The 13,238-nt window shown below is 68.8% G+C and carries 10 protein-coding genes; 2 read left to right on the top strand and 8 right to left on the bottom strand.

Going from position 1 to position 13,238, the window contains the following annotated elements:
• Positions 1 to 135: 135 nt before the first annotated feature.
• Positions 136 to 867, top strand: a complete 732-nt coding sequence (locus KIH07_RS21500) for an ArsR/SmtB family transcription factor (RefSeq protein ID WP_226493908.1) — start codon at positions 136 to 138, stop codon at positions 865 to 867.
• Between the two features lie 11 nt (positions 868 to 878).
• Here KIH07_RS21500 and KIH07_RS21495 read toward each other — a convergent pair whose 3' ends face one another.
• The 8 genes from KIH07_RS21495 to nirB all read right to left on the bottom strand — a co-directional run bounded on the left by KIH07_RS21495 (position 879) and on the right by nirB (position 11,592).
• The gene (locus KIH07_RS21495) at positions 879 to 2,090 is read right to left on the bottom strand and encodes an NAD(P)/FAD-dependent oxidoreductase (RefSeq protein WP_226493907.1); all 1,212 of its coding nucleotides are present in this window, start codon (positions 2,088 to 2,090) and stop codon (positions 879 to 881) included.
• Between the two features lie 142 nt (positions 2,091 to 2,232).
• Positions 2,233 to 2,916, bottom strand: coding sequence for a methyl-accepting chemotaxis protein (locus KIH07_RS21490; protein ID WP_226493906.1), 684 nt, complete (start codon positions 2,914 to 2,916; stop codon positions 2,233 to 2,235).
• 181 nt (positions 2,917 to 3,097) lie between these two features.
• Positions 3,098 to 3,913, bottom strand: coding sequence for a uroporphyrinogen-III C-methyltransferase (cobA, locus tag KIH07_RS21485; protein WP_413465783.1), 816 nt, complete (start codon positions 3,911 to 3,913; stop codon positions 3,098 to 3,100).
• The gene (gene ybiB / locus KIH07_RS21480) at positions 3,910 to 4,857 is read right to left on the bottom strand and encodes a DNA-binding protein YbiB (RefSeq protein ID WP_226493905.1); all 948 of its coding nucleotides are present in this window, start codon (positions 4,855 to 4,857) and stop codon (positions 3,910 to 3,912) included. The genes cobA and ybiB overlap by 4 nt, the downstream gene beginning before the upstream one ends.
• Positions 4,858 to 4,922: 65 nt before the next feature.
• Positions 4,923 to 7,853: a nitrate reductase gene (locus KIH07_RS21475; protein WP_226493904.1), complete on the bottom strand. Its 2,931-nt coding sequence runs from the start codon at positions 7,851 to 7,853 to the stop codon at positions 4,923 to 4,925.
• Between the two features lie 2 nt (positions 7,854 to 7,855).
• Positions 7,856 to 8,239 carry a nitrite reductase small subunit NirD gene (gene nirD, locus KIH07_RS21470; RefSeq protein ID WP_226493903.1) on the bottom strand — a complete coding sequence of 128 codons (384 nt, stop codon included), beginning with the start codon at positions 8,237 to 8,239 and terminating at the stop codon, positions 7,856 to 7,858.
• A 14-nt stretch (positions 8,240 to 8,253) separates the two neighbouring features.
• On the bottom strand, positions 8,254 to 9,054 hold the full coding sequence (locus KIH07_RS21465; protein WP_226493902.1) for a type IV pili methyl-accepting chemotaxis transducer N-terminal domain-containing protein: 801 nt from the start codon (positions 9,052 to 9,054) through the stop codon (positions 8,254 to 8,256).
• 72 nt (positions 9,055 to 9,126) lie between these two features.
• A complete protein-coding gene (gene nirB / locus KIH07_RS21460) occupies positions 9,127 to 11,592 on the bottom strand; it encodes a nitrite reductase large subunit NirB (protein WP_226493901.1) in 2,466 nt (821 codons plus the stop codon).
• Positions 11,593 to 11,941: 349 nt separating this feature from the next.
• Between nirB and KIH07_RS21455 the strand changes: the two genes are divergently transcribed.
• A complete protein-coding gene (locus KIH07_RS21455) occupies positions 11,942 to 13,237 on the top strand; it encodes a type IV pili methyl-accepting chemotaxis transducer N-terminal domain-containing protein (RefSeq protein ID WP_226493900.1) in 1,296 nt (431 codons plus the stop codon).
• The last annotated feature ends 1 nt before the right edge of the window (position 13,238 follow it).

The following is a 13,238-nucleotide window of genomic DNA, read 5'->3' as shown; positions in this document are numbered from 1 at the left end:
GTTCTCCTTCACAGTGGGGACGAGGGATCGGAAGCGATGGGTCCGACATGGGACCTCATGGTGTCGCGGGGCTCGACCAGGATGCTTCGCTGTGGAGCGAAGCGTCGCAGCGCGGGTTTGCCGCACACTCGGGCCATGCAAACGAACCGCATCGCGCACGTCGCCGCCCTGGTCGGCGAGCCCGCACGCACCGCCATGCTGATGGCCTTGATGGACGGGCGTGCGCTCACCGCCCGCGAACTGGCCGACGTGGCCGGCATCACGCCGGCCACGGCCAGTCGCCATCTGGGCCTGCTGGTGGAGGCGCAGCTGCTGCACGTGGCGCACCAGGGGCGGCACCGTTACCACCGGCTGGCATCGCCCGAGGTGGCGCGGGTGCTCGAAGGCCTGATGCAGCTCGCCGCGCCGCCTCGGGATGCGGTGCCCCGTCGCCTGGCCGTCGGCCCGCGCGATGCCGCGCTGCGCATGGCGCGCACCTGCTACGACCACCTGGCCGGTCGTCTGGGCGTGGCCATCGCCGGCCATTTGCTGGCGTCGGGGGCGGTGGTGTTCGACGGCGACGACACGGCGGGCCACGTGACCGATCGTGCGGGGGATGCCTTGCGCGGTTTGGGGCTGGGCGCCGGTGGGGCGCTGCTGGCCGGCGGCCAGGGGCGGCGGCCGCATTGCCGCCCGTGCCTGGACTGGAGCGAACGCCGCATGCATCTGGCCGGCCACCTGGGTGCACTGATCTGCCGCCACTGCCTGGAGCGGGGCTGGCTGCTGCGGGGGACGGGAACGCGCGCGCTCACCATCACGCCGCCGGGCGCGTTGGCCCTGCGCGACTGGCTGGGCACCGCGCGCTGGCGCGACGTCGTGGATGACTGAGAGAACCGGGGTCAGGCGCCGGGCAGGGCCATCGCGCAGGCGTGGGCGCTGGCCCAGGCCCACTGGAAGTTGTAGCCGCCGAGCCAGCCGGTCACGTCCACCACCTCGCCGATGAAATACAAGCCGGGCTGTTTCGATTCCATGGTCTGGGACGAGAGCTCGCGCGTGTCCACGCCGCCGAGCGTGACCTCGGCCTTGCGGTAGCCCTCGCTGCCGGTGGGCGTGAGCTCCCAGCGCGAGAGGCGCTCGGCCAGCCGGGCCAGGGCCTTGTCCGACGCTTCGCTGATGGGGCGTTGCCAATCGGTGTCTTGCGCCACCCAGGCATCCGCCAGACGGCTGGGCACGAGCGTGGCCAGTTCGTTGGCGATCAGCTTGCGGGACGTGGCCTTGGCGCGCGCCAGGGCCGCGGGCAGGTCCACTTCGGGCGCCAGGTTGAGGCGGATCGGCGTGCCCTCGCGCCAGTAGCTGGAGATCTGCAGCACCGCCGGGCCCGAGAGACCGCGGTGGGTGAACAGCAGGTCTTCGGCGAAGCTGATCCGGTTTTTCTTGTCGCCGGTCTCGATCAGTACCGACAGCGAAAGGCCAGACAGGCCCGCATACGGCGCCCAAGCCTCACCGTCAAAGGTGAGTGGGACGAGGCCAGGGCGGGGTTCGACGCTGCGCAGGCCGAACTGCTTCGCGACGCGGTAGCCGAAATCGGTGGCCCCGATCTTCGGGATGGACAGGCCGCCGGTGGCGACCACCACCGCGCGGCTGGCCACGGTGCCGCGCTCGGTATCGAGTTCGTAGCGGCCGTCGCCGGTCACGCGGATGGCTTTGACGCCGCAGGGTTGCCAGCGCATCACGCCGCCGGCCTCGCACTCGGCCAGCAGCAGGGCGATCAGGTCCTCGGCCGAGCGGTCGCAGAACAGCTGACCCTTGTGCTTCTCGTGGAAGGCGATGCCGTATTTCTGCAGCAGCGCGATGAAGTCGGCCGGCGTGTAGCGAGAGAGCGCCGAGCGGCAGAAGTTCGGGTTCTCGCTCAGGAAGTGTTTGTGCGGCGCGCGCGGATCGATGTCGCGGTTGGTGAAGTTGGCCCGGCCGCCGCCCGAGATGCGGATCTTCTCCGCCACCTTCTCGCTGTGGTCGAGCAGCAGCACACGCAGGCCGCGCTGGCCCGCGACACCAGCACAGAAAAGACCGGCCGCACCCGCGCCGATGACGATGGCGTCGAAATCTTGCATGGCGGGCAGTGTAGGCGCACGGACCGGTGGGCGATTCGACTCGAACGAGGTGACCAAGCCCAGGGGTACCGCGGAACCGGCTTCGCCGGGCCGCAGGTGCCGCCCCCTTGAGGGGGGACGTGCGAAGCACGGCGGGGGTGCTTCACCGTCCTCTGCTGCGCTCGGCCAGCACCGCCGCCTTGCGCGTGAGCCGGTCGATCTCGCTGGTGATGTCCGACAGCACGTTGGCCACCACGGCGAACTCGCGGCCATGTTGCCCGGCCCGCGCGGCCATGACCTGTGCGTTGAAGCTCACCACCTTGGCCTCCTTGGCCACGCTCTGGATGTCGTCCACGATGCCCACCAGTTCTTTCATCATGGCGTCCGAGTGCGCCTTGGCGACTTCGTCGAACGCGGTGGTCGCGGTGTTGAGGGCTTCGAGGATGCGATCGGTGTGCCCGACCAGCTCAGCGGTGGTGGCGGACGCGCGCGGGCTGCGCGCCTCGATCTGGTCGAGCGCGCTGCGCATGAGCTGCATGAAGGCCTGCACCACGGGGCCGACCCCGCGCGGGCCCTGGTAGGTTTCGGTGATCTTGCGGGCGCTGGCGGGATCGAGCTGCGCGGTGGTGGCCTGCAGGTGTTGCTGGCTCTCGGTGAACATGCGCAGGCTGCGCTGGGCGGCGTGGTGCCACCCGGCGTCACCGCTGGCGGCGAGCACGGTCTGCAGGATCATGCGCTGCGAGAGCATGCGCTGGCGCGCGGCGAGGTTGACCAGCGACAGGCCCGCGATGTGGTCCGGCGTGTCCTGGCGCGATGGGGTGGTGCTTCGGGTGGCGAGGGGTGTCATGGCCGACACCAAGCAATCGCCGGGCCATGGTTACATCTGCCCGGGCGGTGTGCGGCGCACCAGCATGGCGCGCGGCGGGTGCGCCCAACGGTTGAGCCCGTCGAAGGGCTTGCTTCGACAGGCTCAGGCCGAACGGAGTGGCAGGCCCAGCCCGAGCGGCGGGTGCTGCCCGCACTGGCGCTCAGGCGGCGCGCGACAGTGACAGCGGCTGTGGCAGATCCATCGCGGCCACGCCGCGCACCACGTCACCGACCACGATCACGGCCGGGCTGCCCAACTGTTCGCGGGCGATGGTGGCGCGCAGATCGCCCAGCGTGGTGATCGCGTGGCGCTGCTGGGGCAGGCTGGCGTGCTGGATGATGGCCAGCGGTGTGTCGGCCGGCAGGCCGGTGAGCAGATCGGCCTGGATCTGCTCGGCGCTGGACACGCCCATGTAGATCACCAGCGTGAGCTTGGCGTCGCGCGCGGTGGCGGCCAGGGCCTGCCAGTCGGTGCCGCTGTCGCCGGGCTTGGCGTGGCCGGTGATGAAGACCACGCCGTGCGCATGATCGCGGTGCGTGAGCGGGGCGCCGAGCGAGGTCAGGCCGGCCAAGCCGGCGGTGATGCCGTTGATGATCTGCACCTCGATGCCGGCGGCGCGCAGGTGTTCCACCTCTTCACCACCGCGCCCGAAGATGAAGGGGTCGCCGCCCTTCAGGCGCACCACCACCTCGCCTTCGCGCGCGGCCATGAGCATGAGTTTTTCGATGAAGGCCTGCGGCGTGCTCTTGCAACCGCCGCGTTTGCCCACGTGCACGATGCGCGCGCGGGGCGAGGCGTGGGCCAGCACACCGTCGCTCACGAGGTCGTCCACCAGCAGCACGGTGGCCGCGGCGATGGCGCGCGCGGCCTTGATGGTGAGCAGTTCCGGGTCGCCCGGGCCGGCGCCGACGAGGGTGACGGTGCCCGGGTTGAACTGGGTGGCGGAAGAAACGTTGACGGTGGCGGGCATATTCATGGTGTGGTGACCTCCTGAGCGAGCGTGGTCTCCAGCGCGGGCTGGCGCTGCATTTCTCGCAAGATGTGTTCCACCTGCAGGGCGATGGGGGTGGGCACGGGCAGTTCGCCGTCGAGCACGGCGCGGATGTAGCGCGCGGTGCCGTCGATGTCGACCGTGGTCGGCAGCTCGGGCAGGCTGACCAGCGGCCCTTCCTGCGCGGGCTGCACGGTGTGGGTGGCGCCATCGCGAAACACCGCCATCTTCGGGGTGCGCCGCGCGTCGGCCACCGGTTCGCCCTCGGTGCCGCGCAGCAGCATGGCGTGCGCGCCGGTCAGGGCGAAAGTGGCGGCCATGGAGAGCGCGTATTCGGGGTGCGTGTAGCTGCTGACGATGAAGGCGCGGCCGGCGCAGGGGTTCATGAGCTTGACCAGGCTGTGCGCCGGGTTGCGCAGGCCCACCGCGCGGCGCACGTCGAGCAGGCGCTTGAGGCCCGGGCTCAGCACCTCGGTGGGCGCAAAAGCGATTTCGCCCGCGGCGAGCGAGGACACGCCGGGCGAGGGCGTGATGCCCAGTTCGGCGAACACGCTGGAGGCGAACACGCGCTTGTCTTCGGTGGCCGTTCCGTGCACCAGCACCGGCACGCCGTGGCGCGCCAGCAGCAGGCCGAGCAAGGGCGTGAGCACCGGCAGCTTGCGCGCACCGTTGTAGCTGGGCAGCACCACGGTGGTGAGGCCGTTGTCGGGCACGCGCCGCAAGCGGGCGTGGGCCGCGTCGAGGAAGCCCGCCATTTCTTCGGGGGTTTCACCCTTGATGCGCATGGCCAGGCAGAAACCGCCGATTTCCAGGTCGGTCACGCTGCCGTCGAGCACCTGGCCCAGCAGGTCGGTGGCCTGCTCGCGCGTGATCGCGCGGGCGCCGTCCTTGCCGCGACCGATGACCTTGATGTAATGGCTGATACCCATGGTGCGCGATTGTCCGGGAATCTTGATGACTTGGCGTTATATGGAAAGTGGCCGCCGGCCGCGGGTCAGGCGGCCTGCAGCCCGTGGGGCGTCGCACGCACCAAGCGGCGCAGCTCGGGGATGCACGAGCCGCAGTTGGTGCCGCACTTCAGCCCACCCTGCAGCGCGGCCAGGCGCTGGTCGTCGTTGCCATCGCAGGCCCGCAGGTGGGTGCCGATGTCATCTTCGCTGACGTTGAAGCAGGTGCAGACCTGGCGGCTTCTGGCCACGATGGCGACCGGGGCTTTGGCGCCGGGCATCAGCAGCAGCCGGCCATAGCCCTCGGCGGGCAGCTCGTCCGCGAGCAGGGGTTTGATCCAGACCTCGGCGCGGGTGTCGCCCGCCAGCACGAAGGCTTCGAGCTGTGTGGACCCGCCCTCGCGCAGCAGCCGCGCGGTGCGCCGCTGGCCCAGGCGTTTGTCCACGTAACGCAGCGTGTCGGCGGTGTTCAGCCCCAGCAGGGTTTCGATGCGCTCGATCAGGGCGGTGTCGGGCGCGTCGTGCGCGCTGGCACGCAGCAGCACGCCGGCGCGGTCGCGGCCGAAGGGCACGCAGGAGGCGAAGGGGAACGAGGGCATGAGCGCGCGCAGCTCGGCCTGCACCGCCAGCGCGCGGTCGGCGGGCAGCCAGGCCATGGCCAGCAGGTTCCAGGGCAGTTCGGCCTTGAGGATCTTGACCGCCGCGTGCTTGAGCTCGGGCTGTTTCGAGGTGGGGCAATAGGCCGAGGTTGTGAGCGCGTTGACGCCGGCCAGCGGCTCGCCCGTGCTGCTGCGCCCGCTCAGGTACTCCGGCCCCCAGTGCATGGCGATGAAGGCCTGCGACAGACCGATGTCGCGGCTGGCCTGCAGCGGCACCAGGATGGAGCCGCGCTTGCTGGTCACGTGCACCAGATCGCCGTCTTTCAGGCCGCGGCGTTCGATGTCCTGCGGGTGCAGCTGCACCACCGGCTCGGGCACGTGGCCAAACAGGCGGCCGAGCGTGCCGGTGCGCGTCATGCCGTGCCACTGGTCGCGCAGGCGCCCGGTGCTGAGCGAGAACGGGTAGCGCGATTCGCGCGGCTCGGCCAGCGGCTGCCAGGGCAGGGCGGCGAAGCGGGCCTTGCCGTCGGGGGTGGGGAAGTGGCCGTCTTCGTACAACCGGGTCTGGCCCGTGGTCTCGCCTTCGCGCATCGGCCATTGCTGCGGGCCTTCGCTCTCCAGCGTTTCGTAGGAGAGACCGGTGATGTCAAGGTCGCGGCCGCGGGTGGACTCGCGGTGTTCGAGCCAGATCTGTTCGGGGGTTTGGTAGGGGAAGAGCGTGTTGGTTGGTGCAGCATTTTTCTCCGGCTGCTCCGCAATCGGGGTCAGAGCCGAATTTCGATCGGCGTTGTTGACTGCCTCGGAGGTTTCTGTCCGGAATTCGGATCTGACCCCATTTGCTCTGACCCCGTTTGCTCGAACGGTGTTGGATTCGGTCCGAACGGGGAGGGCTTTTTCCAGCCGCTGCGCGAAGTCCACCACGATGCGCCAGTCGTGCCGGGCCTCGCCGGGCGCGGGCACGGCGGCGCGCACGCGGCTGATGCGGCGCTCGCTGTTGGTGACGGTGCCTTCCTTTTCGCCCCAGGTGGTGGCGGGCAGCAGCAGGTCGGCCCAGTCGCAGGTGGTGGCGGTGGCGTAGGCCTCTTGCACCACGACGAACTCGGCGCGCTTGAGCGCCTGGCGCACGGTGGCCTGGTCGGGCATGGACTGCGCCGGGTTGGTGCACGCAATCCACAGCGCCTTGATCTCCCCGTCGGCCGCGGCCTGGAACATTTCCACCGCGGTCTTGCCCGGCTTCGAAGGCACGTCGGCCACCCCCCAGAGCGCGGCCACTTCGGCGCGGTGCTCGGGGTTGGCGAGGTCGCGGTGGGCGCTCAGCAGGTTGGCCAGGCCGCCCACTTCGCGCCCGCCCATGGCGTTGGGCTGGCCGGTCAGGCTGAAGGGGCCGGCGCCGGGTTTGCCGATCTGGCCCGTGGCCAGGTGCAGGTTGATGAGCGTGGCGTTTTTCGCGGTGCCGCTGCTGCTCTGGTTCAGGCCCTGGCAGTACAGGCTGAGCGTGGCCGGCGAGGTGGCGAACCATTTGGCGGCGGTGAACAGGTCTTCCTTGTTCAGGCCGCAGACCTGCGCCACGTGCTCGGGCGTGCATTCGCGCACCAGCGCCCGCAGCGCGTCGAAGCCGGTGGTGTGCGCGGCGATGTAGGCGGGGTCGATCCAGCCCTCCCACAGCATGATGTGCAGCAGGCCGTGGAACAGCATCACGTCGCTGCCCGGTTGCAGCGGCAGGAACAGGTCGGCCAGATCGGCGGTGTCGGTGCGGCGTGGGTCGGCCACAATCACCCGCATGCCGGGGTGGTTCTTCTTCGCTTCCTCGATGCGGCGGAACAGCACCGGGTGGGCAAAGGCGGCGTTGCTGCCCACGATGAACAGGCAGTCGGCGTGGTTCACGTCGTCGTAGCAGGCGGGCGGCGCGTCGGCGCCCAGCGTGAGCTTGTAGCCCGCCACTGCGCTGCTCATGCACAGGCGCGAGTTGGTGTCCACGTTGTTGGTGCCGATCAGGCCCTTGGCCAGCTTGTTGAAGACGTAGTAGTCCTCGGTCAGCAGCTGGCCGCTGATGTAGAAGCCCACGGCGTCGGGGCCGTGTTTCGCGATGGTGTGGGCGAAGCGCTCGGTCGCCAGATCCAGCGCCGCGTCCCAGCTGACGGGCGTGGGTGCGGTCCCGCGGGCCAGGCGCTGCATGGGCTGCAGCAACCGGGTTTGCCGGGCGATGGTTGGCGTGGCCGTCAGGTGCAGCGTGGTGCCCTTGGTGCAGAGCTTGCCGAAATTGGCCGGGTGGTCCGGGTCGCCGCGCACACCGGTGATCTGGTGACCCTGGCTTTCGATGAGCACGCCGCAGCCGACGCCGCAATACGGGCAGGTGGAGCGGGTGATGGACGTGCTCATGGTCATGCGCAGGTGGTGCGTCGTGCCGGGCCGGCGATGGGGCGGGTCAGATCGGTGGCCTGGGTGGCCAGCTCGTTCGCGTCCAGGAACACCTGGCCGTCTTCCACCTTCACCGCGAACTTCGGTGTGCAGCCCTCGTCGGGCGCGGCGGCCTGGCCGGTGCACAGGCCGATGGTCCAGTTGTGCAGCGGGCAGGCCACGCTGGTACCGAACACGATGCCCTGCGAGAGCGGGCCGCCCTTGTGCGGGCAGCGGTCGAGCAGGGCGAACACCTCGTTCTGGTCGTTGCGGAACACCGCCACGTCCAGGCCTTGCTCGCGCGCCACGCGGCGCGAACCCAGCACGGGGATGTCGTCGACGCGACAGATGGGCTTCCATTCACTCATGATGCTTCCAGTCCTCAGGTTTTGATGGCGGCGTACAGACCGGTCACCCGGTCCATCACGCTGAGCAGGTTTTCACTCGTCACGAACACGTCGGACAGGGGTTTGGCGGCGGCGCCCGCGGTCTGCATGCGCTGCAGCGCCTGGTCGAAAAAGAACCACTGGCCATCGGCCAGCTGCAGTTCCGCGCGGATGCGGTCGGTGGCCTCGGGGGCGTTGCGCAGCAGTTCCATGGCGCTCAGGAACTCGGTGCGCGCCTTGCCGATTTCGGCCGTGGCGGTGGCCGCGTCCACGGGCAGCGTGGCGGCGAAGTAGAACTTGGCCATGCGCTGCGAGAGCATGCGCTGGCGCCCGGCCACGTTGACCAGCTTGCCCACCGGGCGTCCCGATGCCGCTTCGTATTGCACCGTGCCCTGGTGCGCCAGCGCCAGCACCCGCGCATCGGCCTGCAGCACGGCGCCCGCGCCCGGCTTGCCCGGCGCGGTGCCGATGAGCGCGGTCTTGTAGTCGCTCCAGGCCGCTTCGAGTTTCACGTAGGTGTCGCGGATGTCGGGCGAGGGCGCGTAGGCCTTGAGCTCGACGAGCTGGCGGTCGAACAGGGCCATCGACTTGTCGAGCACCGCCTGCGCGCTGCCGCTTTCGGTCTTGTGCACCAGCGCCAGCCAGGCCTTGCCCATGCGCTGCGACAGCATGCGCTGGCGGCCGGCCTTGTTGATGGCGTCGTTGAGGTCCAGCACCTGGGCCTGTGCGTTCAACAGCGGGAGGCCGGCAGCGGCGGCGACGATCAGGGTTCTGCGATTAAACAAATGGGCGTTCATGGCATTTTCTTTCCAAAAAAACCACAGTGTCTGGCGCGCTGGTTTTCAGAAAAATGGCGCAGTTGAAGAATTTCACGAAAGGGCGCTCACGGCCTCGAACTGGCGCGTGTCCACCGCGGCTTCCTTGAAGTCGAACCAGGGGTCGGGCTCGCCGTCCAGCGCGAACTGCAGCTGTTCCCACAGGGCCTTGCGGCCTTCGTGGTCTTCCAGAATGCGTTTCTTCACGTAGTCCAGGCCGACGCGGTTCACGAAGTGCACCGTGCGCTCCAGGTACCAGCCCTCCTGGCGGTACAGCTCGCAGAAAGCGCCGGTGTACTCCAGCACCTCGGCGGCGGTCTTGAGCTTGACGAGGAAGTGCGCCACCTCGGTCTTGATGCCGCCGTTGCCGGCGATGTACATCTCCCAGCCCGAGTCCACGCCGATGATGCCGACGTCCTTGATGCCGGCCTCGGCGCAGTTGCGCGGGCAGCCCGAGACGGCGAACTTCACCTTGTGCGGCGCGTACATGCGCCACATCGCGCGCTCCAGGTCCTTGCCCATCTGGGTCGAGTCCTGCGTGCCCATGCGGCACCACTCGCTGCCCACGCAGGTTTTGACCGTGCGCAGGGCCTTGGCGTAGGCGTGGCCCGAGGGCATGCCGATGTCTTTCCAGACGTTGACCAGGTCTTCCTTCTTCACGCCCAGCAGGTCGATGCGCTGGCCGCCCGTGACCTTGACGGTGGGGATCTTGTACTTGTCCACCGCGTCGGCGATGCGGCGCAGTTCGTCGGCGGTGGTCTCGCCGCCCCACATGCGCGGGATCACGCTGTAGGTGCCGTCTTTCTGGATGTTGGCGTGCGAGCGCTCGTTGATGAAGCGCGATTGCGGGTCGTCTTTCGCCTCCTTGGGCCAGGTGCTGATCAGGTAGTAGTTGACGGCCGGGCGGCAGCTCGCGCAGCCGTTGGGCGTCTTCCAGTTCAGGTGGGCAAACACCTGGGCCGTGGTCAGCAGCTTGCTGCCGTCGGGCAGCGGCGTTCGGATGGCTTCGCGCACCGCTGCGTGGCCGTGTTCGGTGCAGCCGCACATGGCTTTCATCTTCGGCGTGGCCGAGTAGTCGCCGCCGGCGGTGAACATCAGGATCTGCTCGACCAGGCCGGTGCACGAGCCGCAGCTGGCGCTGGCCTTGGTGTGCTTGCGCACCTCGTCCAGCGTGAACAGGCCTTTGTCCTTGATGGCCTTGCAGATGGTGCCCTTGGTCACGCCGTTGCAGCCGCAGACCTCGTCGGAGTCGGCCATGGCCGCGGCCTTGCTCTGGCCCTGGTGGCCGGCGTCGCCCAGGTGGCTCTCGCCAAACATCAGCTTGTCGCGGATGTCGTTGACCGTGCGGCCTTCGCGCAGCAGCTTGAAGTACCAGCTGCCGTCCACCGTGTCGCCGTACAGGCAGGCGCCGACCAGCTTGTCGCCCTGGATCACCAGTTTCTTGTAGACGCCGCCCGAGGGGTCGCTCATCACGATCTCTTCGGTGCTGTCGTCGCCCATGAAGTTGCCGGCGGAAAACAGGTCGATGCCCGTCACCTTGAGCTTGGTGGAGGTGAGCGAGCCGGTGTAGCGGCCAATGCCGAACTCGGCCAGGTGCGTGGCCAGCACCTTGCCCTGCTCGAACAGCGGGGCCACCAGGCCGTAGGCGATGCCGCGGTGCGCCGCGCACTCGCCCACCGCGTAGATGCGCGGGTCGGTCACGGTCTGCATGGTGTCGCTCACCACGATGCCCTTGTTCACATACAGGCGCATGGTTTCGGCCAGCGCGGTGTTGGGGCGGATGCCCACGGCCATCACCAGCAGGTCGGCCGGCACCTCGGTCCCGTCCTTGAAGCGGATCGCCTTCACGCGTCCGTCTTCACCGCCCACCAGTTCCTGCGTCTGCGCACCGATCAGGAACTTCATGCCGCGCTGTTCCAGCGAGGCCTGCAGCATCTTGCCGGCCACGTCGTCCAGCTGGCGCTCCATCAGCCAGGGCGCGACGTGCACCACGCTCACCGTCATGCCGCGCTTCATCAGGCCGTTGGCCGCTTCCAGGCCCAGCAGGCCGCCGCCGATGACCACCGCGTGTTTGTAGGTGGCGGCCGCGTCGATCATGGCCTGCGTGTCGGCGATGTCGCGGTAGGCCAGCACGCCCTTGAGGTCCTTGCCGGGGATCGGCAGGATGAAGGGGTTGGAGCCGGTCGCCATGATCAGGCGGTCGTAGGGCGCGCTCACGGGCTCGCCCGCGGCGTTCACACCGTGCACCACGCGCCGGATGCGGTCCACCTCGGTGACCTTGACGCCCGCGTGCAGGGTGATGCCGTTGTCGCTGTACCAGGACCAGTCGTTGAGCACGATCTCGTCCAGCGTCTGCTCGCCCGCCAGCACCGGCGAGAGCAGGATGCGGTTGTAGTTCGGGTGCGGCTCGGCGCCGAAGACCGTGATGTCGTAGAGGTCCGGGGCGATCTTGAGCAGCTCTTCAAGCGTGCGCACACCGGCCATGCCGTTGCCGACCATCACCAGTTTTGCTTTTTTCATCGCGGGGACTCCATTCATGTGTGAATAACTGAGGTGCGTCCAGGCGAGGAGACGGGCGACAACGCGCACGCATGCCAGGACACGAATTGGGGTAGGGATACGATCGGGCCGACCGAGCAGTCGGCGCCAGACAGGCCTTCGTGGCCGCCTGGACAAGCTACGCACGTCGTTGTGCGTGGAACCCGCAGCGCATTGGCTGGGGTGGACGCGTCGTTACGTCCGAGGTGATTTAAGCAATACCTGTGCCACGCAACGAAGCGTGCCCAGGCCCCTCTTTTTCAGGCATTCTTGGCGCCTGGTCTGTGCCGCCTTTCGGGGCGCACGCTGTTTACCCAAGTCTTTGATTCATATGCATGTTTCTGTGGTTTTGTTGTGTGATGGGCTGGCCCGCCAGCCGCTGGTGAACGACCTGGAGGCCGCGGGCGCCCAAGTGCTGGCGGTGGTGGATGCCTGCAGCCAGCTGGTGCAGAGCGTGGTGCGCCATGCACCAAATTTGGTGGTGGTGCAGGCCCCCCAGCCCGACGACGCCTTGTTCAAGGCCACGCAGACCCTGGCCGAGGTGTCGCCGCTGCCGGTGCTGGTGTTCACCAACGACGGCGATGCCGCGCACATCGTGCGCGCCACCGAATCGGGCGTGCACGCCTACGTGGTCGGCGGCTACGGCGCGCAACGCCTGCGCCCGCTCATGCAGCTCGCGCAGGCGCGCTTCAAACGCGAGCAGGCCCTGCTCGAAGAGCTGCGCGACGTGTCCACCCGCTTCGAAGAACGCAAGGCCGTGGAGCGCGCCAAGGGCATCCTCATGAGCGCGCGCCAAGTGTCAGACGACGGCGCCTTCGAGATCCTGCGCACCGCGTCCATGCACAGCAACCAGCGCCTGGGCCAGGTGGCGCAGCACATCATCCAGTCGGCCCATTTCGCCGAAGGCGTGAACCGCTCTGGCCAGCTGCGCATGCTCTCGCAGCGCCTCGTCAAACACTGGCTGCTGCGGCTGGCGGGCGTGCAGGTGGCGCAGCACCTGGCGCTGCAGACCGACTCGGCCCAGCGCATCGACGCCAACCTCGCGCTGCTCGGAAAAAACCTCTCGCAGCCCACCTTCGGCGACCTGCTGGCCCAGGTGGTGGCCACCTGGAAGGCGCTCAAGAAAGCCCTGAAAGCCGAGCCCGCGCTGGACCAGCTCGCGCCCATCAACGCCCTGGCTGAGCGCCTGCTGCAAGACGCCGACCGCCTCACCGCCAGCCTGGAGAGCGCCGGCAGCGTGGCGCCGCTGCGCATGCTCAACATGGCCGGGCGCCAGCGCATGCTCTCGCAGCGTTTTGCCAAAGCGGCGCTGCTCGGGGTGCTGGAGCCCGACGCGCCCCAGCGGCAGCACCAGGCCGACATGGAAGCCGCGCGCCAGGCCTTCGAGCAGGGCCTGGCCTACCTGAACGGCCTGCCCCTGTCCACGCCCGAGATCCGCCGCACGCTGGAGTCCGCCGCCCAGGGCTGGCAACAGGTGGTGACCGGCGCCGACCACGTGCGCCGCCCGGCCGGGCGCGACCGCCTGCTGCGCCTGGAAGGCCTGGCGGCGGCCAGCGAAAGCCTGCTCGACGATTTCGAGCAGCTGTCGGCCCAGTACGAACGCAGCATGCAAATGCTCATGGGCTGAA

Origin of the sequence: Hydrogenophaga taeniospiralis (genome assembly GCF_020510445.1) — a bacterium.
GTDB lineage: Bacteria > Pseudomonadota > Gammaproteobacteria > Burkholderiales > Burkholderiaceae_C > Hydrogenophaga.
This window is presented reverse-complemented; position numbering and strand designations above follow the sequence as displayed.